The following is a 26,881-nucleotide window of genomic DNA, read 5'->3' on the forward strand; positions in this document are numbered from 1 at the left end:
GGCATACGTCGCGGTGTGTGCTCGGGAGGTTTCCGTGAAGCACAGCGTGCGTGCAATCCTAAAGAGGCGTATCCGATCCAATCGCCATAAGCGGGACTTAGAACTTCCTGAGAAGGGAGTGATGAATGCGCCGCGGCTTGACGGTAATCCTGCCATCCAGCCAGCAATTCAGCTCAGTATGCTTATGGCGACGCTCGCGCCGCTTCAGCCCGAGGACATGTTGGACGATATCCCCGACCTCATCGCTGAAGCCATCGTACTTTGAGCGCTCTCGCGTGCCGACGGTCCTTTCGCCGTGTGTCGCCATCGCGAGCGAAGCGACCCAGTGTTGCGCCACGTTCTGTGATCGCGCGTTACCCTGGGTCGCTTTGCTACGCTAGCGATGACGGTGAGGGCCGATGGCGTTCTTCGCATTCGGAAATGGATGGGGCATCTATCCCGGCACACCAAAAACTTTGGCAACGGCCTCATCATCCACGCCGGTAATCTCCAGGCGCTTCACCCGGCCCTGATGGCCGGCGACGATCTGAACGGCGCCGGCCGCGATCCTGAGAGAGCTGGCAATCAATCGTTCTAGCGCCGTGTTGGCGGCGCCATCAACCGGAGGGGCGGCCACGCGCACCTTGAGGCACGGGACGCCGTCCGCGTCGCGGATCCAACCGTCCACGGCGTCGCGTCCCCCGCGCGGGGTTAGCCGGACGGTCAGCCGCAGCGGTTTGACCGCCGTCTCCGATGGAACTCGTGCCACCCCACACGCCTTCAGAAGATCTTGCCCGGGTTCAGCCGGTTATCCGGATCGAGCGCACGCTTGATCAGCCGCATGGCGCCGATCTCCTCCGGTGAGCGCGACAGGGACAGCTTGCCGCGCTTTTCCAGTCCGATCCCGTGCTCGGCAGAAACGGAGCCGTTCAGCTCGGCGAGCGGCGCGTAGATCGCGGCGTCGATGGCCGCGTTGCCGGCGGCGTCGAGGCGGGTCGTGTTCCAGTGCAGGTTGTTGTCGCCAATATGGCCGTAGACGACGGCCCGGCAGCCGGGGATCGCCGCGAGACCGTCCAGCGCTCCGAGAACGTAGCCGTCCATCTTAGAGAGCGGCACGCTGACGTCGAAGGCGCGCTCGATCCCGTCCGCGTTCAGGTGCTCGACCCGGTCGCGAATGCGCCACATCCCCCGGCGCTGCTCCTCCGAGGAGGCCACCGCCGCGTCGAGGATCGTGCCCTCGCCCATCAGGCCCTCCAGCAGGCCGAGGAACCGGTCTGCCTCCTCCGGCACGCACTCGACCTCGATGATGGCGTAGAACGGGTAGTCGTAGCTCAGCGGAGGCGTCGCCCGGCCGGGGGCCGTCATAAGCTTATAAAAGTCCGGCCAGAGGCCCTCGAAGGAGGACACGCGCCCCTGGAACGCGCTTTGTGTGGCGCGCAGCACCCGTGCGCCGTCATCGACCCCCGGGCAGGCGATCAGCGCGGTGGCGTAGCCGGCCGGTTCCGGTCGCAGGCGCAGGACGGCGCGGGTGACGATGCCGAGCGTCCCCTCGGTGCCGATGAAGACCTGCTTCAGGTCGAGCCCGGTGTTGTTCTTGATCAGCGGACGCATGGATGAGACGATCGTGCCGTCGGCCAGCACCGCTTCCAGACCCAGTACCATCTCGCGCATCATGCCGTAACGCAGCACCCGAAGGCCGCCAGCATTTGTCGAGATCGCGCCGCCGATCGTGGCCGAGCCGCGGGCGCCGAGATCGAGGGGGAAGAACAGGCCGTTCTCGGTGGCCACGTTCTGCACGCTCTCGATGGTCGCGCCGGTTCCGACCACCACGGTCATGCCCAGTGGATCCACCGGCTCGATGCCGGTCATGCGCTCGGTGGACAGGGTGATCTCGTCCGGGGCGCAGAGGGTGCCGTCGACCAGGCCGGTGGCGCCGCCGCGCGGGACCACCGCGACCCCGGCTTCATGGCAGGCCGCCATCACGGCGCTCGTCTCGGTGGTGTTCCGCGGTCGGATCAGAGCGAGCGCCGCGCAGGGTTCGGTCGGCCGGGTCCAGTTCGCCGAGCGGCCGCGCAGCTCCTCGCCGGTGACGAGGCCGGACGGTCCGACGATGTCGGAAAGACGCGCGAGGATGGATCCGGCTTCTGTCATCGGCTTGTTCCGGAGAGCTTTAGCGCGAGGCTCTGTCACAGAATGCCGCGTGCCGCGAGGTTGCGCATCAGCGCGCCGGCGCCGAACGTCCAGGGCTCGCAGGCATCGCAGGGACGCATGCGGTTGACGAGGCGGCCGAGTTCGGGGCTCGCCACGACGACGCGGTCGTACTCGGCGTGGGTGAAGCCCAGTCCGGGGCCGTACCGATCCTGAATTGGCGCGAACATCGTGCCCAACAGCAGGACCGCCCCGTCCGGGTAATCGTGCGTGCGCCCCATCAGGGCCGCGACCAATTCCTCCGGATCCCGGCTGATCTCGGACAGCGGCGAGGTCCCCTCCATCCGGAACCCGTCGGTGCCGATGACTTCGAGGGTCACGGTGGTGCGCCGGATGTCGTCGAGGCCAAAGGTTTCGTCGAACAGGCGAAGGAACGGCCCCAAAGCACAGGAGGCGTTGTTGTCCTTCGCCTTACCGAGCAGCAGCGCAGATCGCCCTTCGAAGTCGCGCAGGTTCACGTCATTGGCGAGCGTCGCCCCGACGATGTTTTGGCGGGATGAGACGGCCAGCGCGACTTCCGGCTCGGGGTTGTTCCAATACGACTCCGGGTGAAGCCCGGCATCGGCGCCGCAGCCGACCGCGGAGAGCGGCTGCGCCTTGGTGAAGATCTCCGCGTCCGGCCCGATTCCGACCTCGAGATACTGGCTCCAGGCGCCCTGAGCGACCAGCACCTCCTTCAACGCCATCGCCTCCGGCGAGCCAGGTTTCAGCCGGCGCAGGTCGCGGCCGACCAAGCGCTCGACCTCGGCGCGGATCGCCGAAGCGGCAGCGAGGTCGCCCCGTGCCCGCTCCTCGATGACCCGCTCCAGCATGGAGGTGGCGAAGGTGACACCGGCGGCCTTCAGCGCCTGGAGATCTACCGGGGCGAGGAGCCACGGACGCCCGGTATCGCGGCTGTCGGGCGGGGTGTTGGCGACGATTGTCTCGAGGCTGCCGAGATCCACGCCCTCGGCGGCGCGCAGGGCCGTGGCGGGGTCCGGCGCCTCGCACAGGTCGCTGACGGTGGCGAACTGGGCGGTGATGTCCACGACCCGCATCTCGCCCTCCGAACCCGCCCGAATCGCCACGACGCTTGGGCCACCGACATCCGGGCGCCACACCCGCCCGACTAAGGCACCGCGACCGGCATCGGCGGGCAGGATCTCGCGGGCGGTCAGACCGGATAAAGCCATGCTGTCCTCATGCGTCGGGTTATCGTGCCGCGTTGCGGCTGCGCGCGCTCCGTCTGGAAAGGCGCGGCGCCGGCGGATCCACTGTGGTCCCGCCTTAGCATCGGCCGTCGATTCGGGCTCCGGGAGAATGTTTCATGCGGACAGGCTCGTCACCGATCCGGAACTGCGAACTGAGACCGTCGATCTTCTGGCAGCCGCGCCGCGCAATTTCACCGCCTGCACAAAAAATCCACAGGGCTCCCCCTGACAGAAGCCGCCTATGATTTAAAATTCAGGTGCGGTCGGCTTGCTTTCCGAAAGGCACTCCTCTGTACTGCTTGTAGAGGAGTCGCCATCAGAGCGACCCTGATCGGGAGGAAGCATGGCCTCGGTGGGAATCCGCGAGGTTCGCAAGGCTTTCGGGTCGACGAACGTCCTGCACGGTGTGTCCGTGGACATCCGGGATGGTGAGTTCGTGATCCTGGTCGGGCCTTCGGGCTGCGGAAAGTCGACCTTGCTGCGCATGATCGCCGGCTTGGAGAATATCTCCGGCGGCGAGATCCGTATCGGCGAGCGTGTCGTCAACGATGTTCCGCCCAAGGAGCGGGACATCGCGATGGTGTTCCAGAATTACGCGCTCTATCCGCATCTCACGGTGCGGGAGAACATGGCCTTCTCCATGCGGATCCGGAAGGCGGGGTCGGCCGAGATCAATACGCGGGTCAGCAAGGCCGCGCAGATCCTTGGCCTGGCGCCCCTCCTCGACCGCTACCCGCGCCAGCTCTCGGGCGGGCAGCGCCAGCGCGTCGCCATGGGGCGGGCGATCGTGCGCGACCCCCAGGTCTTCCTGTTCGACGAGCCGCTCTCGAATCTCGACGCCAAGCTGCGCGTGGCGATGCGCACCGAAATCAAGGAACTGCATCAGCGCCTGAAGACCACGACCATCTACGTCACCCACGACCAGATCGAGGCCATGACCATGGCCGACCGGATCGTGGTGATGCATGACGGCGTGGTCGAGCAGATCGGCCCGCCCCTGGAACTCTACGACCGGCCCGACAACCTGTTCGTGGCGGGTTTCATCGGCTCCCCGGCGATGAACTTCGTGCTCGGGACGGTCCGGAGGAACGGCCATCTGGCCTTCGCCGGCGATTCGGGGCTGATCATCCCCCTGGCCGAGGCGCCGGCCGGCGCCGAGGGCCGCAAGCTCGTCCTCGGGATGCGGCCCGAGCATTTCGATCTCGCGCCGGACGGGATCGCCGCCGAGGTCGTGGTGGTCGAGCCGACCGGCTCGGAGACGATGCTGGCGGTGCGGGCCCACAGCCAGGATTTTACCTGCGTGCTGCGCGAACGCGTGAGCGAAGGGCCGGGCGAGACCGTCCATCTGCGGCCAAACCGCGTGCATTTCTTCGATGCCGAGACGGGCCGGCGCCTGCCGACCTGATCGCACCCGATCCATCCAGGGAGTGACGCCACGATGCCCAAACTCGACCGCCGTTCCCTCCTGGCGGGTGCCGCCGCGACCGGCCTCGCCGCCAGCGGCGACCTCCTCGGCTTCGCCCGGGCCTGGGCGCAGAATGCCGAGTGGAAGCCTGAGCCCGGCGCCAGCCTGTCTATTCTGCGCTGGAAACGCTTTATCCCCAGCGAGGACGAGGCGTTCCTGCGGATGGTGGATGCCTTCACCAAGGCGACCGGCGTCAAGGTCTCGGTGACCAACGAATCCTTCGACGACATTCAGCCGAAAGCATCCGTGGCTGCCAATACCGGGCAGGGGCCCGACATGGTCTGGGGTCTGTTCTCGTTCCCGGCGCTGTTCCCGGACAAGTGCCTGCCGCTGGAGGACGTCGCCGAGTCGTTGGCCAAGAAGTACGGCCCCTGGTTCCCGTCGGCAGAGGCCTACGGCAAGGTCAAGGGCAAGTGGATCGCGATCCCGGTCGGCTTCAATGGCGGTTATCCGAACTATCGCATCTCGGCCATGCAGAAAGCCGGGTTCAGCAAGTTCCCCGAGGATACCGCGGGCTTCCTCGAGCTGTGCCGGGCGCTCAAGAAGAACAACACCCCCGCCGGTTTCGCCCTCGGGCACGCCACCGGCGACGCCAACACCTGGTGCCACTGGGCGCTCTGGTCCCATGGCGGCAACCTGGTCGACGCCAACGAGAAGATCGTGATCAACTCGCCCGAGACCGCCAAGGCGCTCGAATACGTCAAGTCGATGTACGAGACCTTCGTGCCCGGAACCGTGTCCTGGAATGATTCCTCGAACAACAAGGCGTTCCTGGCGGGCGACCTGTACCTCACCCATAACGGCATCTCGATCTACGCCGCCGTCAAGAAGGACAACCCGAAGCTCGCCGAGGACATGGACCACGCGGTCTGGCCGATCGGCCCGGCCGGCAAACCCACCGAGTTCCAGCTCGCCTTCCCGATCCTGGCGTTCAAGTATTCGAAGGCGCCCAACGCTTGTAAGGCGTTCATCAGTTTCATGATGGAGGCGTCGAACTACAATCCCTGGATCGAGGGCGCGCAGGGCTACCTCTGTGAGCCGCTGTCGAATTACCCCAAGAATCCGATTTGGACGAGCGACCCGAAGAACGCCGTCTTCGCCGAGGCGGGACGGCGCTCACTCGCGGCCGGCGGCCAGGCGCCGGTGAGCGAGCGCATCGCCGCGGTGCTGGCCGACTTCGTGGTGGTCGACATGTTCGCGAGCCACTGCACCGGCCGTGAGGACGTGAAGACGGCGATCCGCAACGCCGAGCGCGCAGCCCAGCGCATCTTCCGCAACACCTGAGGCGGCGACGCATCCCGGCCCATTTCCCGAGGCGAACCCATGGCGCACACGGCCCTGACCCAGCCTGCCCCGCTCGCGGTCCCGACGCGCTCGGCCTGGCAGCGCCTGCGCGTCAGCCGCGGCTGGGCGGGCTTCTGGTTCATGCTGCCGACCGCGCTGATCCTCGGCCTGTTCCTGGCCTATCCGCTGCTGAAGGGCATCTGGCTGTCCTTCACCAACACCCGGATCGGCCGGGAGGGCGTCTTCATCGGCCTGGAGAATTACGCCTGGCTCTGGGACGACGACGTGTTCTGGCTCTCGGTGTTCAACACCTGCCTGTACACGGCCGTGGCGTCGGTAGTGAAGTTCGCGGTCGGCCTCTACCTGGCGCTGCTGCTCAACAAGAACATGCCGTTCAAGTCGATCGTCCGGTCGATCGTGCTGATCCCGTTCGTGGTGCCCACGGTGCTCTCGGCGATCGCGTTCTGGTGGATCTTCGACAGCCAGTTCTCGATCATCTCGTGGTCGCTACGCCACCTCGGGGTCATCGACGGCAACATCGATTTCCTCGGCGAGCCCAGCATGGCGCGGGCCTGCGTGATCTTCGCCAACATCTGGCGCGGCGTGCCGTTCATCGCGATCACGCTGCTGGCGGGGCTGCAGACGGTCTCGCCCTCGCTCTACGAGGCCGCGACGCTCGACGGCGCCTCGAACTGGCAGATCTTCTCGCGTATCACCCTGCCGCTGCTGACGCCGATCATCGCCGTGGTGATGACCTTCTCGGTGCTGTTCACCTTCACCGACTTCCAGCTGATCTGGGCGATGACCCGGGGCGGCCCGGTCAACGCCACACACCTGATGGCGACCCTGTCGTACCAGCGCGGCGTCCTCTCCGGGACGCTCGGCGAGGGCGCGGCGATCGCCACCGCGATGGTGCCGTTCCTGCTCGCCGCGATCGGCATCTCGTGGTTCGGCCTCCAGCGCCGGGCCTGGCAATCCGGGGGAACCGACCGATGAGCGCGCCCGCTCCGCCCGCCCATGCCGACCCGCGCCTCGCGCCGGTCATGGCCGCCCGTCCCGCGGGCCTAACCGACGACAGCGAGGGAATGGCCTATCTCGAGCGCCTGCCCCGGCGGCTCGTCACCACCTACCTGCCGCTCCTGATCATCCTCGCGGTGCTGCTGTTCCCGTTCTACTGGATGGCGCTGACGGCGATCAAACCGGACGAGCAGCTGATCGATATGGAGCGGTTCAACCCGTTCTGGGTGGTGGATCCGACGCTCAAGCACATCAACAAGCTGCTGTTCGAGACGCAGTATCCGCGCTGGCTCTGGAACACGATGTACGTGTCGGTGGCCGCCACGATCCTGTCGCTGTTCGCCAGCGTGCTCGCCGCTTATGCCTGTGTGCGCGTCCGCTTCAACGGCGCGGGCTGGGTCGGCGCCGCGATCTTCCTCGCCTACCTGGTGCCACCCTCGATCCTGTTCATCCCGCTCGCCACGATCATCCAGGCCTACGGGCTGTTCGACTCGCCGATCGCCCTGATCCTGGCCTATCCGACCATCCTGATCCCGTTCTCGACCTGGCTCCTGATGGGCTACTTCAAGACCATCCCGTACGAGCTGGAGGAATGCGCGCTCATGGACGGAGCCAGCCGCTGGCAGATCCTGACCAAGATCATCCTGCCGCTCGCCTTCCCGGGCCTGATCTCGGCCGGCATCTTCTCGCTGACGCTGTGCTGGAACGAGTTCATCTACGCGCTGACCTTCCTATCCTCGACGCAGAACAAGACCGTGCCGATCGCGGTGGTCAGCGAGTTCGTAGACGGCGACGTCTACAAGTGGGGCTCGCTCATGGCCGGCGCCCTGCTCGGCTCCCTGCCGCTGGTGATCCTCTACTCGTTCTTCGTCGAGTATTACGTCTCCGCGCTCACCGGCGCCGTGAAGGAATAGGCCGGGGCCTGAGGAAACCTGCCGCCGGCCGTTGCGCCGGCGGCCGCGATTGCTCAGACAATCCGCTGTGACGGCGCGCAGGGAAACACCTGCGGACCGCGATCGCAGAAGGTCACGCCATGGCCCATTTCATCGAGACCCGCGCCACCCTGGTCACCGACGCCATTGCGGGCCTGCTGGCCGCCAGCGGCGGTCGCCTCGCCCGGCTCGACGGCGATCCCGGGATCCGCGTCGTGCTGCGGGCCGAACTGGATCCCGGCAAGGTCGCGGTGATCTCCGGCGGCGGCTCCGGCCACGAGCCGGCCCATGCCGGCTTCGTTGGCCCGGGCATGCTCAGCGCGGCGGTGTGCGGCGATGTCTTCGCCTCGCCCAGCGTCGACGCGGTGCTCGCCGGCATCTTGGCCGTGACCGGACCGGCCGGCTGCCTGCTGATCATCAAGAACTACGCGGGTGACCGCCTGAATTTCGGTCTCGCCGCCGAACGCGCCCGAACGCTCGGCAAAAAGGTCGAGACCGTGATCGTGGCCGACGACATCGCTCTGCCGGAGGCGAAGCAGCCCAGGGGCGTGGCCGGAACCCTGTTCGTGCACAAGGTGGCGGGTCACGCGGCGGAGAATGGCGCGTCGCTGGAGACTGTGGCGGCCCTCGCCCGAAGGGTGGCGGACTCGGCCCAGTCTCTCGGCATCGCGGTCTCCACCGCCACGGCCGCCGGGTCGCCGCGCAGCGAGCGGTTAGCCGAGGGGCAGGCGGAACTCGGCCTCGGCATTCATGGCGAGCCCGGGGTCGAGCGGATCACGCTGCCGCAGGCGGGCGATTTGGCGCAGCTGATGACCGAGCGGTTTTCGGGCGCTGGGCCGCTGGCGCTGCTGGTCAACAATCTCGGTTCGGCGACCGCCCTGGAGATGCAGGTTCTGACACAGGCCGTTCTGAGCACGGAGCTCGGCCGGCGCGTGCGCCTTCTGCTGGGTCCGGCACCGCTGATGACCGCCCTCGACATGCACGGTGCCTCGCTGTCGATCCTGCCCCTGGACGACGAGATCGAAGCGGCCCTCCTAGCGCCGGTGCCCATGCCGGCTTGGCCCGGCGCGGTGCGGATCGCCCCGCCGGTCCTGCGCCCGATCCCGGAGGGACTAGCGGGCGAGGCCTTCACGCCGTCGCGGGATCCGATCGTGGCCGCCCGGATCGCCGCCGTGACGCGGGCGCTCATCGCCGCCGAGGGGACGCTCAACGCCCTGGACGCGAAAGTCGGAGACGGCGATACCGGTACCACCTTCGCGGGCGCGGCCCGGGCGGTCGCGACAGATCTCGACCGGCTGCCGCAGACCGATCCGCCCGCCCTGTGCCGTGCGCTCGCCGAGCGGATCGGCCGCGCGGTCGGCGGCTCCAGCGGCGTGCTGGCCTCTATTTTCTTCGCTGCCGCCGCGTCCGCGCTCACGGACGGCGCCTCCTGGCCCGACGCCCTGGCCCAGGGCGTGGCCCGCGTGCGGAACTACGGCGGCGCCGGCCCGGGCGACCGCACGCTGCTGGACGCCCTGATCCCGGCGCTCGAAGCCCTGAAATCCGGGGGCCTCGATGCCGCTTCCGCCGCCGCTCGCACGGGCGCCGCCGCCACGGCCCGGATGGACAGAGCCGCCACCGGCCGGTCCAGCTACCTCGCGGCCGCGGATCTCGCCGGTGTCGAGGATCCCGGGGCAGCTGGGGTCGCGGCGGCGGCCTCGGCGTTGGCGGCCGCCGGTTGACGGTCGTTGGCTGATCGTCGAGGGCCGTCGGCGATCGCGTGTAACGCCTTTTCCGGAAGCCGGTGCGTGGGCCCGACGAACGCCGCGCTTTCGAGGGCGTTGCAAGCCCGAGCCCTGAAGAGAGACCGCCGTGCAGACCTGCCTGATCCTCGACGATTACCAGAACGCAGCGCTCGGCCTCGCTGATTGGGCGCGTCTGTCCGACCGGGTCGCGGTCTCGACCATCATCGATCACATCGCGGATCGGGACGCCCTGGTTTCCAGGATCGAGCAGGCCGAGATTCTGGTCATCATGCGCGAGCGCACGCCCTTTCCGGCGGATCTGCTGGCGCGTCTGCCCCGGCTGAAGCTGCTGGTCACCAGCGGCATGCGCAACTTGGCGATCGACGTGGCGGCGGCGCGGGCACGCGGCATAACGGTCTGCGGCACGGAGTCGAGCCCGACGCCACCGACGGAGCTGACCTGGGCGCTCATCCTCGGCCTCGCCCGCCATCTCCCGTTCGAGAACCGGAACCTGCGCGAGGGCGGCCCGTGGCAGAGCACCGTGGGGACAGATCTGGCCGGGGCGACCCTGGGCGTGCTCGGGCTCGGCAAGATCGGCACGCGGGTCGCCGCGATCGGCCGCACCTTTGGCATGCGGGTGATCGCCTGGAGCCCGAACCTCGACGACGCCCGGGCGGCCGCCGCCGGGGTCGAGCGCGCCGAAGCCAAGGAGGCATTGCTGGACGCGAGCGACGTGGTGACGATCCACCTCGTCCTCGGAGACCGGACGCGCGGGTTACTGGGCGAGGCCGAGCTGCACCGGATGCGGCCGAGCGCCATTCTGGTGAACACATCGCGGGCGCCTATCGTCGATCAGGCCGCCCTGGTCCGGGCCCTGGAGGAGGGCTGGATCGCGGGGGCGGGGCTCGACGTGTTCGAGACTGAGCCGCTCCCAGCCGACAGCCCATTCCGGCACCTGCCGAATGTTTTGGCGCTGCCGCATGTCGGCTACGTCACACTTAACAATTACCGGACGTTCTTCACCCAGGCGGTGGAGGATATCGAGGCGTGGCTCGCCGGTGCGCCGATACGGCTGCTGAGCTGAGGCTACTCGGCCCGCGGGTCGACGGCATCGGCCAAGCCGTCGCCGAGCAGTGTCAGGGCAACCAGCGTCGTGATCAGAAACGCGGCCGGGCCGGCCAGCATGTGCGGCGCGGATTCGATCGCTCGGGCACCCTCGGCGATCAGCACGCCCCAGCTCGTTTGCGGCTCCTGCACGCCGAGCCCAAGGAACGACAGAAAGCTCTCCAGCAGGATCACCTGCGGCACCAGCAGGGTCGCGGCCACCGCCACCGGCCCGAACGTGTTCGGCACGATGTGGCGCAGAATGATCCGGGGCGTGCCGAGCCCGAGGGCGCGGGCGGCGCGGACGAAGTCGCGCTCGCGCAACGACAGGGTCTGCGCCCGAACGATGCGGGCCATGTCGAGCCATTCGACGGCGCCGATCACAACCAGCATCAGCGTCAGGCTCGCCCGGAAGAACACCAGCAGCACGATGACGAAGAACACGAAGGGCAGGGCGTAGAGCACATCCACCAGCCGCATCATCACGGCATCGACGGCGCCGCCGACGAACCCCGCCGTCGCGCCGTAGCCGACGCCGATGAGCAGCGCGACCAGGGTGGCGGTGAGCCCAATCAGCAGCGAGACCCGGCCGGCGACAAGGCAGCGGGTGAGCAGGTCGCGGCCGTGCACATCGGTGCCGAGCGGGAAGGACAGTCGCCGGAGCGGCACCGCCACGATCAGGCGCTTCCCGCCTTCTGGATCGGCGATCACGTTCGGCTCGCCGAACAGGTCGGAGCGCGGCAGGTAGACGAGGCTGCGCCGGTCTACCCCGACCTCGGAGCTGAGCGTGAGGCGCAGCGCATCGCCGTCACGGGCGACGTCGTCGAGGCGTGCGCGCATGCGGAAGGCGAGGCGTTCCAGGGCCGGGCGCAGATGGTCGGGATCGGGCTGCGCCGTCAGGCCGGCGGGGAGCTGGCGCAGGTCCGGATAGGCTCGGGTCGGATCGTGCCCGGTCAGCGCCGGCCCGAACAGGCAGGCCAGCGTGATCAGGATCAGGACAGTCAGGGAGGCCATCGCCACCCGCTCGCGCGCGAGACGCGACAGGGTGCGAGCGGCCGGACCGGCCATGGCACGGGTGGCTCTCACGCGGCGTTCCGCAGGCGCGGATCGAGCCAGGCGCAGGCGAGGTCGGCGATCAGGTTGAGGGCAATCACCAGGGCCGCGACCAGCAGGACGGTGCCCATCACCAGCGTGTAGTCGCGGTTGAGCGCGCCTTCCACGAAGTAGCGCCCGATCCCGGGCAGGCCGAAGATCGTTTCGACCACCACGGATCCGGTGAGCAGGGCCGCCGCCAGCGGCGCCAGATATGCCACCACAGGTAGGAGCGCGCCGCGCAGGGCGTGCCGGGTTATATCGGCCGGCGGCAGCCCGAGGCTGCGCATGGTCCGCACCGGCTGGGTGCGCAGGACTTCGCCGAGCGAAGCCCGCGTCAGCCGGGCTAGGGCGCCAATCTGCGGCAGCGCCAGGGTCACCACCGGCAGGATCAGGTGGCTCGGCGCCCCGCCCTCCCAGCCGCTTAAGGGCAGCCAGCGGAGGCTCAGCCCGAAGGCGATCTGCAGGAGCGGCGCGACGACGAAGCTCGGCAGCGACAGGGTCAGCGCCGCCCCGAGGCCGAGGAGCCGGTGGATTCCGCCGCCGCGCTGGAGCGCCGCCACGGTCCCGAGCCCGATGCCGAGGCAGGCCGCGAGCGCCAGCGCCAGAGCGCCCAGCGTCGCCGAAACCGGCAGGCCCCGGGCGATCAGGTCGAGGACGCTCATGTCACGGAACGAGAAGGAGGGGCCCAGATCGCCCTGCGCCAGGGCCGCCAGGTAGCTGCCGAACTGGACGATGAGCGGCTGGTCCAAACCGTAGACCCGGCGCAGGTTCGCCATGGCGGCCGGCGCCAGCGGGCGTTCCAGGTCAAAGGGGCCGCCAGGCGCGAGCCGCATCAGGAAGAAGCTGACGGCGACGACCGCGAACAGCGTCGGCACCGACTGCGCGAGGCGCCACAGGATGAAGCGGATCACGCGTCGAGCCTCAGGAAGCGGGTCGGCGCGGCGTTGCGAACGTTCGGTGTGTAGCCGTGCAGCCGCGGCGCGATCAGCGCCTTCGAGCGGTAATGCATCAGCGGGATCCAGGGCAGCTCGCGGAGCGCGATGGTCTCGGCGTCGTAGAGCATGTCGGCCCGGCGGGTGAGGTCACGCTCGGAGGCGGCCTTGGCCAGGAGTGCGTCATAGCCCGCGTCCGACCAGCGGCCGGCGTTCAATCCATCGTTTCCGCTCTGGAGCAGAAACAGGAAATTCTGCGGGTCGGAATAGTCGGCGATCCAGGCGTAGCGGGCGACGTCGAAGGCCCCGCCGTCGCGCAGGAAGGCGAAATGCGTCTTGGCGTCGGTGTAGACGAACCGGGTCTCGATCCCGAGGTCGCGCCACATCTCGGCGACCGCCACGGCGGTGTTGCGGTTGTTGTCGCTGACATTGAACCGGTACTCGACGGTGAGCGGCCGGCCGGGGCCGAACCCAGGCCGCCGCGGCAGGCGCCGCGCCTCCGCCTCGTGGTCGATCGGCAGGCCCTGCCGGCCCTCCGTCTCGGGGGGCGTGCGGTAATTGTCGATGCCCGGCGGGCAGATGGAATAGGCCGGGCTCATCGTACCGCCGTAGAGCCCTTCGGCGAGGTATTCGCGGTCGATGAGCAGGGACAGAGCCTGGCGGACGCGCCGGTCTGAGAAGGGCGCCTTGCGGGTGTTGATCGCCAGGACTTCGAGACCGAGCGAGGGCCCGAGCACCACTTGGCTACCGAAGCGGCGGCGTAGGTCGACGATCTGGTCGACCGGCAGCTCGGACAGGGAATCGAGCTCCCCGGCGGCGTAGCGGCGCACGGCCGCCGACATGTCCGCCATGGGCAGGAAGGCGACGCGCCGGATCGCAATGGCGGCAGCGTCGGGATGGTGCGGATTGACCTCCAGGGTGATGGCGCCGCCCGGCACCCGGTCGATTAGCCGGTAGGGCCCGTTGGTGACGAAGTTGCCCGGCCGGGTGAAGGAGTCGCCGTACCGCTCCACCGAGCCCCGATGCACCGGCAGGGCGGTCTGGTGGGTCAGGAGTTCGAGGAAATAGGGCGTCGGCTGTTCGAGGGTGATCAAGAGAGCGAGCGATCCCTCCGCAATCACCCCGAGGGCATCGCCGGCAATCTCGCCGCGGTTCACAGCCGCCGCCCCGCGGATCGGCGAAAGAATCTCGGCGTATTTCGCCCCCGTGGCCGGGGCGAGCATGCGGCGGAACGCGTAGACGAAATCCTCCGCCGTCACCGGCTCGCCGGTGGACCATTTTCCATCAGGGCGTAGGACGAAGCGGAAGGTCAGGCCGTCCTCGGAGACGGTCCAGGATCGGGCGGCGCCTGGGATGATGGCGCCGTGATTGTCGTAAGTCAGGAAGCCGTCGAACAGGTCGCGCAGGATATGCGCTTCCGCCACCGAGGAGGAGCGGTGCGGGTCGAGCGTCTCCGGGTCCGCGTCGTTGCCGCGCCGGTAGAGCGCGGCTTCGCCGGCCCAGGCTGGCCGCGCGACCGCGAGGGCGGTGGCGCCGGCCAGCCACGCGCGCCGGCGGATCGCCATCCTCAGGCGCCGGTCTCGGCCATCAGGCCGGCGGCCTCGATGCCCGCCACCGCGCAGATCTCGTCGTTGTCCGAGGTGTCCCCGGAGATGCCGACCGCGCCGAGCAGCCGTCCCTCCTGGGAGCGGATCAGTACGCCGCCCGCCACTGGCACGAGTGCGGCCGGGCCCGCCACGTGGCTCACCGCCGCCACGAAATAGGGCTGCGCCTCGGCGCGGGCATGGATCGCCCGGGAGCCGAGGCCCAAAGCCAGGGCGCCGTTGGCCTTGCCGCTCGCGATCTCGGCCCGGCGCAGGGATGTGCCATCCTCGACGGCGACGGATTTGAGCGCGCCCCGGGCATCGTAGACCACGACGGCCATCGGCTTCAGTCCGCGGGTGCGGGCTTCCCGCAGGGCGGTGTCCACGATGCTGCGGGCGGCCTCGAGCGTCAGGTCGATCATCGGATTCCACGGGCTGTCGCCGCTCCGGGCGGCCGATACTCACTTAAAGACCGGGACCGGACCGGTCCACCGTGAGGCGATGGCGGAGCCTCAGCTGACGCGCATCAGCCGGCCGAGCAGCGTGCCAGCCCGATCGATCGCCTCCGGCGTTCGCGATGAGTATTCCACCACGATGCGGGTTTCAGACGTCCCAAAGATCTGCACCGGGCCAGGTATCAGAGCAAATCTCTCTGGCGAAGCTGAGACACCGCGCGACGTAAATTCAGAAGAGTTCGGAGCCGGCAGGCTCCGTATCGTAGAAGCATCAGCCATCGGCCTCCGACCGGACGCGCTACGCCAGCTTCGTCCAAATGCCGTTCGGGAACTGCATGACAGCGGTCTATCAGGCGATGAATAGCCACTCGGGATTTATCTTGATCCAGCTGGACTGCACCTCCGGGTTTGGCAATGCGCCGCTCAATCTAATGGGTCGTCGATCGACAGCGCTCCTGCGTGCTCAACGGCGATCCAAAGACTTGCTGTCCTGTGCGGGGCCGTCCTGCTGCACGCCTCCTAGGCGCAAGTGATGCCAGGACTGCGCCGTCACTGGCCATGACGCGATCGGACGCTCCGCTGCAAAGCGATGTTTCCGGCTTGTGTCCCGCGGCCGCGAACGGCATGGCTTCGCGTCGCCGGAAGGCGTTGACGAGAGATGGCGGATCTTTGGCTCAGACAGGCGCGCGCGGTATCGCGGTCGGGCGGGACGGCTGGCTGTTCTGGATCGGCCGCAAGAACGAGCTGGTCGACCTCTACACCGATTCCCCGGCCTCCCGGCGCCTGCTGCGCCGTTGGGGCCGGTTGGTCGGAACCCGCGTCCGCCGGGCGAGGGCGCTCGGCGCGACCTATGTCCACGCGGTCGTGCCGGAGAAACTGGCGATCCATGCCGACACGCTGGACAGGCCGTTTCCCAGCCTGAATGACCCGCCCGGCAAGCGCCTCGGCCGGCTCCTCGCGGAATCCGAGGCCGAACTGGTTGATCTCTATGAGCCCCTGCGGGCGGCCCGGGCGGAGGGGCCGGTCTACCTCAAGACCGACACGCACTGGAACCATCGCGGCTACATCGCCGCCTACCGGGCGCTCTGCGCTGCCCTCGGCGTGACGCCGGCTGCGCATGTGCTCGCGGCGTCCGGCGAGACCGCGCGCTTCGTGTTCGACCTCGGCGGCAAGCTCAAGCCGCCGGTGGATGAAACCTACTTCGCCCACGCGTTTCCGCGGCTGGCGCAGCGCAGCGAAGCCAACGCGCTGGTGCAGCTGCGCGAGACCGGCCGGGTCGCCGGCCGGGGCGGGTTCTTCGTTGGATCGCGTGCGGTCATGCGGAACCCTGAGGCCGCGGACCCGCGGCGGATCGTGCTGTTCGGCGATTCCTACGTCTTCGACCAGGGGCCGCGCCTCACCGCGATGCTGGCCGAAAGTTTTGCCGAGGTGCACGCGATCTGGTCCGCCGAGATCGATTGGGCCTACGTCGCCGCGGTGAAGCCCGATCTCGTGGTCTACGAGATCGCCGAGCGTTTCCTGCGGCGCGTGCCCACCGACCGCTTCTCAGTCGACGCCTTCGCGGAAAGCCGGGTGCGGCGGGAGCTGAACCCCAACCTCGTCGACCGGCTGCGCCGCCTTCTGGGCCTGCGCTGACGCGGCAAAAGGCGGTCCGCGCGTTGCCGGCGAGGTTCTCGCCCCTATCGTTCCGGCCGGATCCTGAACCCGGAACACGATATGGCCGACGCACAGCACCCCTACGTCATCTGTCACATGACAACCTCAGTGGATGGCCGGATCAAAGTCCGCCGCTGGAAGACCCTCGACGCCGACAGCCATTACGAGCGCGTCCACGGCGAGCTGAAAGGCGATGCCTGGATGTGCGGGCGGGTGACCATGCAGGGCTACGCCGACAGCGCCGATCCCCTGCCCGAACCGGTCATCGACGAAACGAACCCGATCCCCCGGGAGGACCATGTGGCGAAACGCGGGGCGTCCGGCTACGCCGTGGCCCTTGACGCCCGGGGGCGCCTGGATTGGGGTGCCCGGAACGAGATCGAGGGTGACCACATCGTGGTCGTGCTCACCGAATCCGTACCGGACGCCCGCCTGCGGGCGCCGGCGGCCGGCGGCCAGTCCTACCTGTTCGCGGGCGACAGGACGGTCGATTTCGCGCTGGCGGTGACCAAGCTGCGCGCCCTCTTCGGGATCGAGCGGCTGCTCGTCGAGGGCGGCGGCCACATCAACGGCTCGATGCTGAAAGCCGGCGTCATCGACGAGCTGAGCCTGCTGCTCGCCCCGGCGGTCGACGGAGTGTCCGGCACGCCGGCCCTGTTCGACTTCGCCGGCGAGGAAGCAGACTCGATGGGCGGCCGATGCAAGCTCGACCTGACCGCCTGCGAGACCCTCTCGGGCGGTGTCGTGTGGCTGCGCTACCGCATCACGCCGGTGACCGAGGCGGCGCCCAGGTGAGGTCGGCCAGGAACGCGTCGTAATCGGCCGTCATGTCGCCCAGCCGCTCGAAATGGGGGAAGGCGCCGGTCGGCAAGCTGATGACGCGCCAGTTCGGCCGTCCGGCGACCCGGGGCGCGAGCCGGTAATCGACGAAGTCGCCGCGGCGTCCATGCACCATCCAGACCGGCAGGCGCAGCTCTTCGTAGAGCCGCGTCGTGTCGGTCGGAAACAGGTGGCCGGCGATGAAGCAATAAGGGGCGTGCTCCGCCCCCGGCTGATGTGCCGAGGCGTAATCGTAGGCGAACAGGCCCTCGTCAATATCCTTCGTTCCAAATGTCTTCTGCAGGAAGAAGCGCATGCTTGGCCGCGAGGCCAGCGCGTCAAACAGGGGCCGGCCGAACGGCGGACGGTCGAGCAGATCACGCAGGGTGTCGCGGCCGCGATGGCCGTCCGGCGGTCCCTCGCCGGAGAGCCTGGCGTCGAAGCCCGTCGGGCTGATCAGCCCGAGGCTGCGGTAATCGTCGGGACGCTCCACCGCCGCGCGGGCGAGGTAGGAGCACGACAACGACAGTGCCATGGCGTCGACCGCGCCGTGCCGGTGCCGGCTGCGAATCTCAGCCACAGCCGCGTGGATCGCTTCCACCATCAGCCGCGGGGTGTAGCGGCGGCGGGACCGCTCGGAGAATCCGAAGCCCGGCAGGTCGAGGGCATAGACGGGTCGGGACGTGCGGTAGTGCTTGTAGAGAGGCCGGACCTCATAGGCGTTCGCCGCCGCGTTGATCGAATGGATCAACAGGAGCGGTACACCCTCCTGCTCAGGCGAACCGTAGAGTGAGACCGCGCCGGCACGCTCCGTCGCCAGTGTTTCAAGCTGGCCGGGCAGGGCGGGCGGCAGGTCCATATGCCGATTCACGGCGAACCGGCTCCAGCCGACGAGTCCGGCGGCCGAGCCGATGAACGTCAGGACGGCGGCTAAGCCATAGGGTCCGGCACGACCGTTCTTGCCAGGCGGACGGCTCATCGGGTTCTTCGACCTCGGTAAGGCCCCAGCCCGGATAGCGCGAGCGCCGGTTGAGGGGAGACTGTGCCGTCCAATCAGGATGCGTGACCGGCCAAGCCGCCCGCGGCGAGAGCCGGAGCACGCTCGGCAGGGCGAATCGGACTGATCTCGCGGCCTGCGGCCTCGCGGAAGAAATCCACCGTCGCCGGATCGTTGCGCCAGCCTTGAACGCGCTGCGAAACCAGCGCCTCGCGCGGGCGCCGGTCATAATTCGCGTAGGCCGCGGCCACGAATTCCTGCCGGGTCATGGTGCGGGCGGGGCCCGAGCGACGTGTCTCGGCTTTGAAGAACAGGGCGCTCCCGGGAACGCCGTAATGGGCAGCGATCTCCGGATAGACCGGCCAGCTGCCCTGCCCACCGAGATCGTCCGGTACGAACGCGTCGAGATCGCATTCGGGATAGGCGACGCCGGACTTGGTCAGGAGTCCGCGGGCGAGATCGGCGACCACGTAGAGCTTGGTGTGGTTGATCGAGTGCATGAAGCAGCCCCGCCGCGCCCAGCGCGTGAGGTGCGTGTCGAGATCGTACTGCGCCTGGGTGCCAAGGCCGCGCAGGTAGGAGACCGACTCGTTCCACAGATCGAAATAGCCGAGGCGCTCGAACACCGGCTCCGCGAACAGGCGCAAGGCTTGCGCCTGCGAGAACCCGGCCAGGTAGGCATAAAGCGTGATCGCCGAGTGCGAATGCCCCATCGGCCCGGAGATCAGACCGTTGAGCGAGACGGCATCCTGCACGCCGACATGGATCAGGTCGGGATGGTAGGCGCCGAACACGATGGTCGGGATCAGCCGGACCTTCGGATGGGTCCGGAACCGGTCGATCGTGCCGCCGTCCTTGAACCGCGGTAGGTAGATGCTGGAATAAACGTGGTCGTAGCCGTCGGCATGCGCCATCAGGTCGACCAGCTTCGGGAAGCGGCGGTTTGCCGTGAAGGCCGAGACGAAGTCCACCTGCGCGTCGGGCAGGAGGAAGCGCAGCACCTTGGCCATGGAGCCGGCTTGGCAGACGCCGACCACCAGGATGCGGGGCGAGCCCGTGCGCTTTTTCCCGATCTGCGCGAGCCGGTGCCGCACGCGCCAGAGGCTATCGACCGTCAACATGCGGCTTCTCTCGCATGTCCGCGGGTCGCGGGCAAACCGGACCGGCGGCTATTGAGGCGTATCGTGGGTGCGAAGCCGCGCGTCATGCGGAGCCATGACAGTCGAGCGAAGTTGTCGTGCGCTGGTACTGGAAGCCCCGTCGCCTCTGATCCAAGCCGGACGTGCCAGAGCCCGGAGGATTACGATGGCCCCGACAAACGTGCCGGATGCAATCCCGGAGATCGAACGGGCGACCCTACGCAAGGTGACCTGGCGGATCCTGCCGTTCCTGATGCTCGCCTACTTCATCGCCTTCGTGGACCGGGTGAATGCCGGCTTCGCCGCCTTGCAGATGAACCACGATATCGGATTGTCGGCGGCGCAGTTCGGGCTGGGCGGCGGCCTGTTCTACGTGTCCTACGTGCTGTGCGAAGTGCCGAGCAACCTCGCTATGGAGCGATTCGGCGCCCGGATCTGGATTGCCCGGATCATGATCACCTGGGGGCTGGTATCGGCGGCCATGGCCTTCGTGGTCGGACCTGCCTCGTTCTACGCGGTGCGCTTGCTGCTCGGTGCGGCCGAGGCGGGCTTCTTTCCCGGGGTGATCCTGTACCTCACCTACTGGTTCCCCCGGGCCTATCGGGGACGGATCGTGGCCGTGTTCATGGTGGCGATCCCGATCTCGAGCTTCCTCGGCTCGCCGATCTCCGCTTCGATCCTCAACACCGACGGGATGCTCGGCTTCCGCGGCTGGCAGTGGTTGTTCATCCTGGAGGCCCTCCCGGCCGTGCTGCTCGGCATCATCGCCTTCGCAGTGCTGCCCGACGGGCCCGGCCGGGCGCGCTGGCTGACACCGCAGCAGAGCGCGTGGCTCCAAGACCGGCTTGCCGCCGAGCGCAGCTCCATGGTCGCGGGCGAGGCGGCGCCAGCCCGCCATCTCTCGGTCTGGCAGGTGATGCGTAACCGCTACGTGCTGGCCGCCTCACTGATCTACGCAGGCGCCTCGGGCGCCAGTCAATGCCTGTCACTCTGGCAGCCGCAGATCATCAAGTCGTTCGGGCTGACGAACCTGGAGACTGGACTACTGAATTCCATTCCGTTCGGCATCGCCTCGGTGCTGATGATCCTATGGGGCCGCTCGTCGGATCGGAGGCGCGAGCGTGTCTGGCACACCGCGCTGCCGCTCGGCCTGCTGGCGCTGAGCCTTGCGGCTTCGATCGCCACCACCCAGTTGCTTCCGACGATCCTGATCCTGTGCCTCGCCGTGACCGCGACATACATGGTGAAAGGCCCGTTCTGGGCGCTGTCGACCGAATGGCTGTCGGCAGGCGCTGCGGCGGCCGGTATCGCGCAGATCAACGCCATCGGGAATATCGGCGGGTTCGTCGGGACCTACCTGCTCGGCGTCATCAAGGACGCCACCGGCAGTTACCCGCTCGGCCTGCTGCCGCTCGTTGCGCTCTCGGGCGCCGGCTGTCTGCTGGTGATCGGGCTCGGGCGTGGTCGCGCTCAGAACGCTGCGGCGGCTAGGGCTTGAGCCAGCCGCCGATTCGCTGGCCGAGCACGCTCTCGCGACGGGTCCATGACTTGCGCATACACGCTTCGACCGCGGCCCAGGCCTTCTGACCGGCGCGTTGCCCGTCCAGCCCATAGATTTCTATGGTTTGGCGACAATTAGAAGGGCGGCCGGTATAGATGGTGGATCGAGACACAGGACCAGTGTCGCCAATTTCTCCCGACGTTAATGAGCTTTCAGCGCGCTCTTTCGATCGGTATAAATACTATCTGCGAGGGATTGTTGTAGGTCTCCATGTGCGCCGCTAGACGGCAGGGCACATTGACAAGCCAATGCTACGGTGTGCCTATTGCAAAGCTTGGAGTATGACGGTCCGAGCCTTTACTTCCTCGGCCACGATAGCCTTCGGAAGATGATCGCATGATGACCGTGCGCCATGCATTAGATGTCGATAATTTCACAATTGTGTTGCGCAGATTATTTCGGCTGACAGTGCATATTAATTTTTGACCTGCGTATATTGATGCATGTGTAATGTGTTCTGATTTTGAACCGGGATGCGCCAGCCAGTGTGTCCGGCAATACCTTCGGGAATGTACAATTTCGAACGCGCAGCGCTCGAAAACAGGAACGATATATTTGCCGCTCTTTTATTGCGAAACCACCACAATAACAAAATATTCGACCATCGTCGTTTCGGCGATTGAGCAAATCAATCTACGTCGAGGTGTGATCATCATGTGGCATGGCCTTAGGCCAATCCTCCGGAGCCGGTAACATGTTCGCTGTCAGTCCTGTAGGGCCGTCCTCCGTTGCTGCCTTGACGCCCTTACAGGCGCATGCTCCGGAGCGCGTGGCATCGGTGATCGCGGGTGCGCTGCCCGTGCCAGTGGCGCTGGATCCGCGGTTGACCTACGCCCTCTCGACACAGACAGCTGATGCCGTCCTGTCCCTTGTCCAAGCGAGAGCCCCGGGGCAGGATACAGCTGCGATAGTTCCGCAGTCGCCTGAGCCGCCACAGACCAACGACGCTCAGAATGCCGTTGAACCTGCGCGCGACGGATATGCTCGTTCCGATATCGAAGCCGGCAGTGCGTCTGCGAACCCAGCGCATCCGGTTGGCGGTAGCGATACGCCGGCCTCGGCGGACCCGAACGCAGTCGAGCGCAAGGCGGTTCGCCAAGCGGAAGAAGCCGCGCGATGGGATGCCCATCTCGATGGCATCACCCAAGTGGACACGAACCTCGTGAGCGCAATCACCTTTACCTGTTGTGCAACGATTCGCACTATAAGGACTTCAAAACCGAGCATCCGGGCTTGGATATCCACTGGATCAATGTCGATAACAAGAAGATCGTTTCGGTTTGGCCCAAAATCACGGACCAGTGGTTCCCGCCGCGGTGATCCGGGGCAGAGATATCGGCCTGCACGTTCAGTCCATCTGCGCTCGGCTGAGCGGCGGGCGGGCGGCGATTCAGACCAGTTCTGACGCTTCACAGAACTGGCAGCAGGGTCCGGATATGAGCCGCGAAGGCGCGGGTGAGCGGCGAGGCGTGTCGCTCCTCGAGCCGGACCACGAGACCGATCTTCGGCAGGGGCGGTAAGCCGGCGGTTCGCGAAAGGACGCGCAAATCGCCGGGTACGGCGGCCCGGGTGAGCACCGCGATTGCCTGCCCGGACCGCACCACAGCGAGAAGGCCCGAGAGGCTGCCGCTCGCATAGGCGATCCGGTAGCTGCGCCCGGCCTGAGACAAGGCCGCGAGCGCCGCGCGATGGTCGAGCGTATCCGGGTCGCCGAGCGCGAGGTGGAGCGGGTCCGGCCGGTCGGTCGCGCCATCCTTGGCACCGACCCAGACGAGCGCCTCGCGGCGCAGGATCGCCCGCTCGGCATCGAGGGGGACCGAGATCAGCGCCAGATCGAGGCCGCCCCGCTCGTACTGGCTCACGAGCCGGGGCGTCGCGGCGCAGACGACTTCGATCACCACGGCCGGATGGAGCTGGGCGAAGCTGCGCAGCAACGCCGGCAAGAAGGCGTCAGCGTAATCGTCCGGGCAGCCGAAGCGCAGCGTCCCGTCCAGGCGACCACCGGTGAGTTCTGCCAGGGCGTCGTCGTGCGAGGCCAAAATCCGATGCGCATGGACCAGAAGGCGCTCGCCATGGACCGTCAGGACCACACCGCGACCGGTCCGGCTCAGGAGCGGATGGCCCACGATGTCCTCCAGGCGCTTCATTTGCATGCTGAGCGCGGCTTGGCTGCGTCCGACCCGTTCCGCGGCCCGACTCAAAGCGCCGCTCTCGGCGACGTGGGCGAAGCTGCGCAAGAGGTCGATGTCCAGGCTTGCAGCCATCAGGATTTCTGAAGCCTCGGTTCAGATCTATAAGCTACCATGATGGAGTTCCCGTCCTTAGCATGGCTTGGCTTTCAATGGATCGGAGCAAGCCATGTCCCGAAACGCAGACCCCGATTTCTGGACCCGGGCGCGCCGGCATCTCGTGCGTTACGGGGGGACCTTCGCGCCACTGATCATCGAGCGCGCGCAGGGCAGCTTCGTCTACGATGCCGACGGTCGCGCCATCCTCGACTTCACCTCTGGCCAGATGAGCGCCATTCTGGGCCACGGCCATCCTGAGATCGCCGCCGTGGTGGCCGATCACGCAGCGCATCTCGACCATCTGTTCAGCGGCATGCTCACCCGCCCGGTGGTCGATCTTGCCACGGAACTCGCCCGCCTCGCGCCCGGCAGCCTGGAGCGCGCGATGCTGCTCACCACCGGCGGCGAGGCCAACGAGGCGGCTTTGCGCATGGCCAAGCTGGCCACCGGTGGCTGGGAGGTGGTGAGCTTCGCCCAGTCCTGGCACGGCATGACCGCGGGCGCCGCCGCGGCGACCTACAGCGCCGGACGCAAGGGCTACGGCCCGGCCGCGGTCGGATCCTTCGCGATCCCGGCTCCGAATGCCTACCGCCCGACCTTTGAGAAGGACGGCGCCGTGGATTGGCAGGCCGAGCTGGACTACGCCTTCGCTCTGATCGACCAGCAATCCACCGGCAATCTCGCAGCCTTCCTGGCCGAACCGATCCTCAGCTCAGGCGGCATCATCGACTTGCCTCTCGGCTATCTGGCGGCCCTCAAGCGCAAATGCGTCGAGCGGGGCATGCTTCTCATCCTCGACGAGGCCCAGACCGGCATCGGCCGCACCGGCCTGATGTTCGCCTGTGAGCGCGACGGCGTGGTGCCGGACATCCTCACCCTGTCGAAGACCCTGGGGGCCGGCCTGCCGCTCGCGGCACTCGTCACCACGGCCGAGATCGAGGAACGCTGCCACGAGCGCGGCTTCCTGTTCTACACCACCCACGTCTCCGACCCGCTTCCGGCGGCGGTGGGCCTGAAGGTGCTGGAGATCGTCCAGCGGGACGGCCTCGCTGCTCGAGCCGCGGAAGCCGGCGACAGGCTATCGGCGCGCCTGCGAGCGTTGCAGCAGCGCTTCGCCTGCATCGGCGACCTGCGCGGGCGCGGGCTGCTGCAAGGAATGGAGATCGTGGCGGATCGTGGGACCAAGGTCCCGGCGCCGGAACTCGGGGATGCGATCACCCGGCGCTGCCTGGAGTGCGGCCTCAGCATGAACATCGTTCAGCTGCCCGGCATGGGCGGCGTGTTCCGCATCGCCCCGCCGCTGACCGTCTCGGATGCGGAAATCGATCAGGGCGTCGACATCCTTGAGCGTGCCCTCGAAGCCTCGGTGTAAGGCGCCCAAGACCGGGATACCAAAGGGCAGGTCCTTTGGCGGTGTTCGGGACAAGACTTCAGGGCTTGGCCCACGAGAGACCAGGGCTCTGCCTGGGACCCGCAAAAGGTCGGAGACCTTTTGAAACCGGGGCTATCGTGATCAGTCCTGGAAACAATGCCTCAGGCCGCCTCGATCTCTTCGCTGACCATCAACCATTCCTCCTCGGCGGCGGCCAGCGCGCTTGCCGCGTCCGCGCGCATCTTGGCAATCTCGCCAGCCTTCGCGGCATTCTCCCGGAAGGCCGAACCATCCTCTAGCGCCGCGTCGATCTTCTGGATCGCCGCGATGAGCTTGGCCATGCGGGCCTCGATCCCGTCGAGCTTCTTCCGCAACGGGGCGCGGGCGGCTCGGCGCTCGACGCCGGCCCGGCGGGCCTCGGCCTTCTGGCCGCCCGCCGGCTCCGCGTCGCGCGTCTCCTCGCGCTCCGGTCCGGACAGGACGAAGCGGCGGTAATCGTCCATATCGCCGTCGAAGGTCTTCACCGTGCCGTCGGCCACCAGCCATAGCCGATCGGCGCAGGCCTCGACGAGAAAGCGGTCGTGGCTCACCAAAATGACGGCGCCCTCGTAGTCGTTGATCGCCTCGACCAAGGCCTGGCGGCTCTCGATGTCGAGATGGTTGGTGGGCTCGTCGAGGATCAGCAGGTGCGGGCCGTGGAAGGCTGCGAGCCCCATGAGCAGCCGCGCCTTCTCGCCGCCGGAGAGCTTTTCCACCGGCGTGTCGGCCTTGTTGGCGCCGAAGCCGAGCCGGGCGGTGGCCGAGCGCACCTTCGCCTCCGGCACGTCCGGCATCAGCGTGCGCACATGCGCGTAGGCGCTCTCGGCCGGGCGCAGCTCGTCGAGCTGATGCTGGGCGAAATACGCCACTTCCATCTTGGACGAGCGCCGCATTTCCCCGGCGATCGGCCCCATCCGCCCGCCGATCAGCTTGCAGAAGGTCGACTTGCCGTTGCCGTTGGCGCCGAGCAGAGCGACTCGGTCGTCGGGCGCGAGGTTGAGGTCGAGCCCGCTGAGTACGACCCGGTCGCCGTAGCCAGCCTTGACCCGTTCCATCGCGACGATCGGCGGCGACAGCGGCTTTTCCGGGCTCGGCAGATGGATGACCGGCACGTCGTCCTCGATCAGGGCCGCGATCGGCTCCATCTTGGCGAGCCGTTTCACCCGGGACTGGGCTTGGCGGGCCTTGGTCGCCTTCGCCTTGAACCGGTCGATGAAGCTCTGCAGATGCGCTCGCTCGGCATCCTGCTTCACTTTCGCCTTAGCGAGCAGCATGCGCTTTTCGGAGAGTTGCTTGGCAAAGCTCGTATAGCCGCCGCGGTAGATCGTCAGCTTGCCGCGGTCGAGATGCAGGATGTGATCGACGCTGGTATCCAGCAGGTCGCGGTCGTGGCTGATGATGATCGCAGTGCGTGGGTAGCGCTCGAGATAATCGTAGAGCCAGAGCGTGCCCTCGATATCGAGGTAGTTGGTCGGCTCGTCCAGGAGCAGCAGGTCGGGCTCGGAGAACAGCACGGCGGCGAGGGCCACGCGCATCCGCCAGCCACCGGAGAAGTCCGAGCAGGGGCGTGCCTGCGCGGCCGCGACGAAGCCCAGCCCGTGCAGGATCGCGGCGGCGCGCGCGGGCGCCGAATGCGCGCCGATATCGACCAGCCGGGTCTCGATCTCGGCCCGACGCAGACCGTCGGCATGCTCGGCTTCCGCCATCAGCCGGGATCGCTCGGTGTCGGCGGCGAGCACCACCGCATGCAGAGTCTCCGGGCCGGCCGGGGCTTCCTGGGCGACCGCGCCGATCCGCATGCCCTTGGGCAGCGACACCGATTTCGCGTCCACCGACAGATCGCCGAGGATCGCCTTAAACAGCGTCGTCTTGCCGGCGCCGTTGCGCCCGACAAGCCCCACCCGCGCCCCTTCCGGAATCGAGAAATTCGCAGCATCGAGGATCAGGCGGTCGCCGATGCGATAGGTGAGGTCATGGACGCGCAGCATGGCGGCGTTCTGGCCGTCCGAGCCCGGGGAGGCAAGCGCCCTATCAGCGCTGTC

22 protein-coding genes are annotated in these 26,881 nt (G+C 67.6%); 11 read left to right on the forward strand and 11 right to left on the reverse strand.

Features of this window, described 5'->3' with window-relative positions; genetic code table 11:
* The first annotated feature begins 34 nt into the window (after positions 1 to 34).
* The gene (locus tag AO398_RS28280; protein WP_152997491.1) at positions 35 to 265 is read left to right on the forward strand and encodes a hypothetical protein; all 231 of its coding nucleotides are present in this window, start codon (positions 35 to 37) and stop codon (positions 263 to 265) included.
* Positions 266 to 433: 168 nt separating this feature from the next.
* Here AO398_RS28280 and AO398_RS27455 read toward each other — a convergent pair whose 3' ends face one another.
* Genes AO398_RS27455 through AO398_RS11170 form a run of 3 tightly spaced genes read right to left on the reverse strand, consistent with a single transcriptional unit; the run spans position 434 to position 3,359 of the window.
* Positions 434 to 712 (reverse strand): DUF167 family protein, encoded by a 279-nt coding sequence (locus AO398_RS27455; protein WP_082643236.1) that lies wholly within the window; start codon positions 710 to 712, stop codon positions 434 to 436.
* A 47-nt stretch (positions 713 to 759) separates the two neighbouring features.
* Positions 760 to 2,130 (reverse strand): FAD-binding oxidoreductase, encoded by a 1,371-nt coding sequence (locus AO398_RS11165; protein ID WP_058192131.1) that lies wholly within the window; start codon positions 2,128 to 2,130, stop codon positions 760 to 762.
* A gap of 35 nt (positions 2,131 to 2,165) precedes the next feature.
* On the reverse strand, positions 2,166 to 3,359 hold the full coding sequence (locus AO398_RS11170) for a fumarylacetoacetate hydrolase family protein (protein ID WP_058192132.1): 1,194 nt from the start codon (positions 3,357 to 3,359) through the stop codon (positions 2,166 to 2,168).
* 361 nt (positions 3,360 to 3,720) lie between these two features.
* Between AO398_RS11170 and ugpC the strand changes: the two genes are divergently transcribed.
* The 6 genes from ugpC to AO398_RS11200 all read left to right on the forward strand — a co-directional run bounded on the left by ugpC (position 3,721) and on the right by AO398_RS11200 (position 10,883).
* On the forward strand, positions 3,721 to 4,782 hold the full coding sequence (ugpC, locus tag AO398_RS11175; protein ID WP_058192133.1) for a sn-glycerol-3-phosphate ABC transporter ATP-binding protein UgpC: 1,062 nt from the start codon (positions 3,721 to 3,723) through the stop codon (positions 4,780 to 4,782).
* Between the two features lie 33 nt (positions 4,783 to 4,815).
* A complete protein-coding gene (locus AO398_RS11180) occupies positions 4,816 to 6,126 on the forward strand; it encodes an ABC transporter substrate-binding protein (RefSeq protein WP_058192134.1) in 1,311 nt (436 codons plus the stop codon).
* Positions 6,127 to 6,165: 39 nt separating this feature from the next.
* Positions 6,166 to 7,122, forward strand: coding sequence for a sugar ABC transporter permease (locus AO398_RS11185; RefSeq protein WP_058192135.1), 957 nt, complete (start codon positions 6,166 to 6,168; stop codon positions 7,120 to 7,122).
* A 47-nt stretch (positions 7,123 to 7,169) separates the two neighbouring features.
* Positions 7,170 to 8,057 (forward strand): carbohydrate ABC transporter permease, encoded by an 888-nt coding sequence (locus tag AO398_RS11190; RefSeq protein WP_152997494.1) that lies wholly within the window; start codon positions 7,170 to 7,172, stop codon positions 8,055 to 8,057.
* Between the two features lie 119 nt (positions 8,058 to 8,176).
* Positions 8,177 to 9,796 carry a dihydroxyacetone kinase subunit DhaK gene (locus tag AO398_RS11195; protein WP_058192137.1) on the forward strand — a complete coding sequence of 540 codons (1,620 nt, stop codon included), beginning with the start codon at positions 8,177 to 8,179 and terminating at the stop codon, positions 9,794 to 9,796.
* Between the two features lie 130 nt (positions 9,797 to 9,926).
* Positions 9,927 to 10,883: a D-2-hydroxyacid dehydrogenase family protein gene (locus tag AO398_RS11200; protein WP_201025747.1), complete on the forward strand. Its 957-nt coding sequence runs from the start codon at positions 9,927 to 9,929 to the stop codon at positions 10,881 to 10,883.
* Positions 10,884 to 10,885: 2 nt separating this feature from the next.
* On the opposite strand, the gene AO398_RS11205 is transcribed toward AO398_RS11200, so the two are convergent.
* The 4 genes from AO398_RS11205 to AO398_RS11220 are packed head-to-tail and all read right to left on the reverse strand — an operon-like array spanning position 10,886 to position 14,935.
* A complete protein-coding gene (locus AO398_RS11205; protein ID WP_058192138.1) occupies positions 10,886 to 11,971 on the reverse strand; it encodes an ABC transporter permease in 1,086 nt (361 codons plus the stop codon).
* A gap of 14 nt (positions 11,972 to 11,985) precedes the next feature.
* On the reverse strand, positions 11,986 to 12,909 hold the full coding sequence (locus AO398_RS11210) for an ABC transporter permease subunit (RefSeq protein WP_058192139.1): 924 nt from the start codon (positions 12,907 to 12,909) through the stop codon (positions 11,986 to 11,988).
* Positions 12,906 to 14,495 carry a peptide ABC transporter substrate-binding protein gene (locus AO398_RS11215; RefSeq protein ID WP_058192140.1) on the reverse strand — a complete coding sequence of 530 codons (1,590 nt, stop codon included), beginning with the start codon at positions 14,493 to 14,495 and terminating at the stop codon, positions 12,906 to 12,908. The genes AO398_RS11210 and AO398_RS11215 overlap by 4 nt, the downstream gene beginning before the upstream one ends.
* A 2-nt stretch (positions 14,496 to 14,497) precedes the next feature.
* Positions 14,498 to 14,935 (reverse strand): heme-binding protein, encoded by a 438-nt coding sequence (locus AO398_RS11220; protein WP_058192141.1) that lies wholly within the window; start codon positions 14,933 to 14,935, stop codon positions 14,498 to 14,500.
* A 702-nt stretch (positions 14,936 to 15,637) separates the two neighbouring features.
* Here AO398_RS11220 and AO398_RS11225 point away from each other — a divergent pair.
* Positions 15,638 to 16,603: a hypothetical protein gene (locus AO398_RS11225; protein ID WP_244498734.1), complete on the forward strand. Its 966-nt coding sequence runs from the start codon at positions 15,638 to 15,640 to the stop codon at positions 16,601 to 16,603.
* An 81-nt stretch (positions 16,604 to 16,684) separates the two neighbouring features.
* Positions 16,685 to 17,419, forward strand: coding sequence for a RibD family protein (locus AO398_RS11230; RefSeq protein ID WP_058192143.1), 735 nt, complete (start codon positions 16,685 to 16,687; stop codon positions 17,417 to 17,419).
* Here AO398_RS11230 and AO398_RS11235 read toward each other — a convergent pair.
* A complete protein-coding gene (locus AO398_RS11235; protein ID WP_058192144.1) occupies positions 17,388 to 18,422 on the reverse strand; it encodes an alpha/beta hydrolase in 1,035 nt (344 codons plus the stop codon). The genes AO398_RS11230 and AO398_RS11235 overlap by 32 nt on opposite strands.
* 74 nt (positions 18,423 to 18,496) lie before the next feature.
* Positions 18,497 to 19,561 carry a WcbI family polysaccharide biosynthesis putative acetyltransferase gene (locus AO398_RS11240; RefSeq protein WP_058192145.1) on the reverse strand — a complete coding sequence of 355 codons (1,065 nt, stop codon included), beginning with the start codon at positions 19,559 to 19,561 and terminating at the stop codon, positions 18,497 to 18,499.
* A gap of 184 nt (positions 19,562 to 19,745) precedes the next feature.
* Between AO398_RS11240 and AO398_RS11245 the strand changes: the two genes are divergently transcribed.
* Entirely contained in the window at positions 19,746 to 21,077 is a 1,332-nt protein-coding gene (locus AO398_RS11245) for an MFS transporter (RefSeq protein WP_058192146.1), read from the forward strand.
* Positions 21,078 to 22,549: 1,472 nt separating this feature from the next.
* Here the strand turns inward: AO398_RS11245 and AO398_RS11250 are convergent.
* Complete coding sequence (locus AO398_RS11250) at positions 22,550 to 23,404, reverse strand: LysR family transcriptional regulator (RefSeq protein ID WP_058192147.1); 855 nt, start codon at positions 23,402 to 23,404, stop codon at positions 22,550 to 22,552.
* Positions 23,405 to 23,498: 94 nt separating this feature from the next.
* Here AO398_RS11250 and AO398_RS11255 point away from each other — a divergent pair, with 94 nt between their 5' ends.
* Positions 23,499 to 24,800, forward strand: coding sequence for an aspartate aminotransferase family protein (locus tag AO398_RS11255; RefSeq protein WP_058192148.1), 1,302 nt, complete (start codon positions 23,499 to 23,501; stop codon positions 24,798 to 24,800).
* A gap of 161 nt (positions 24,801 to 24,961) precedes the next feature.
* On the opposite strand, the gene AO398_RS11260 is transcribed toward AO398_RS11255, so the two are convergent.
* On the reverse strand, positions 24,962 to 26,827 hold the full coding sequence (locus AO398_RS11260) for an ABC-F family ATP-binding cassette domain-containing protein (RefSeq protein ID WP_058192149.1): 1,866 nt from the start codon (positions 26,825 to 26,827) through the stop codon (positions 24,962 to 24,964).
* Positions 26,828 to 26,881: the final 54 nt, after the last annotated feature.

Origin of the sequence: Methylobacterium sp. GXS13, assembly GCF_001455965.1 — a bacterium.
GTDB lineage: Bacteria > Pseudomonadota > Alphaproteobacteria > Rhizobiales > Beijerinckiaceae > Methylobacterium.

Excerpts from the sequence above, each read along its gene's own strand:
- AO398_RS11205 (WP_058192138.1), bottom strand. The coding sequence starts at position 11,971 with ATGGCCGGTCCGGCCGCTCGCACCCTGTCGCGTCTCGCGCGCGAGCGG.
- AO398_RS11240 (WP_058192145.1), bottom strand. The coding sequence starts at position 19,561 with ATGTTGACGGTCGATAGCCTCTGGCGCGTGCGGCACCGGCTCGCGCAG.
- AO398_RS11255 (WP_058192148.1), top strand. The coding sequence starts at position 23,499 with ATGTCCCGAAACGCAGACCCCGATTTCTGGACCCGGGCGCGCCGGCAT.
- AO398_RS11245 (WP_058192146.1), top strand. The coding sequence starts at position 19,746 with ATGGCCCCGACAAACGTGCCGGATGCAATCCCGGAGATCGAACGGGCG.
- AO398_RS11230 (WP_058192143.1), top strand. The coding sequence starts at position 16,685 with ATGGCCGACGCACAGCACCCCTACGTCATCTGTCACATGACAACCTCA.
- AO398_RS11185 (WP_058192135.1), top strand. The coding sequence starts at position 6,166 with ATGGCGCACACGGCCCTGACCCAGCCTGCCCCGCTCGCGGTCCCGACG.
- AO398_RS11170 (WP_058192132.1), bottom strand. The coding sequence starts at position 3,359 with ATGGCTTTATCCGGTCTGACCGCCCGCGAGATCCTGCCCGCCGATGCC.
- AO398_RS11180 (WP_058192134.1), top strand. The coding sequence starts at position 4,816 with ATGCCCAAACTCGACCGCCGTTCCCTCCTGGCGGGTGCCGCCGCGACC.
- AO398_RS11250 (WP_058192147.1), bottom strand. The coding sequence starts at position 23,404 with ATGGCTGCAAGCCTGGACATCGACCTCTTGCGCAGCTTCGCCCACGTC.
- AO398_RS11235 (WP_058192144.1), bottom strand. The coding sequence starts at position 18,422 with ATGAGCCGTCCGCCTGGCAAGAACGGTCGTGCCGGACCCTATGGCTTA.
- AO398_RS11165 (WP_058192131.1), bottom strand. The coding sequence starts at position 2,130 with ATGACAGAAGCCGGATCCATCCTCGCGCGTCTTTCCGACATCGTCGGA.
- AO398_RS11215 (WP_058192140.1), bottom strand. The coding sequence starts at position 14,495 with ATGGCGATCCGCCGGCGCGCGTGGCTGGCCGGCGCCACCGCCCTCGCG.
- AO398_RS11195 (WP_058192137.1), top strand. The coding sequence starts at position 8,177 with ATGGCCCATTTCATCGAGACCCGCGCCACCCTGGTCACCGACGCCATT.
- AO398_RS11220 (WP_058192141.1), bottom strand. The coding sequence starts at position 14,935 with ATGATCGACCTGACGCTCGAGGCCGCCCGCAGCATCGTGGACACCGCC.
- ugpC (WP_058192133.1), top strand. The coding sequence starts at position 3,721 with ATGGCCTCGGTGGGAATCCGCGAGGTTCGCAAGGCTTTCGGGTCGACG.
- AO398_RS11260 (WP_058192149.1), bottom strand. The coding sequence starts at position 26,827 with ATGCTGCGCGTCCATGACCTCACCTATCGCATCGGCGACCGCCTGATC.
- AO398_RS11190 (WP_152997494.1), top strand. The coding sequence starts at position 7,170 with ATGGCCGCCCGTCCCGCGGGCCTAACCGACGACAGCGAGGGAATGGCC.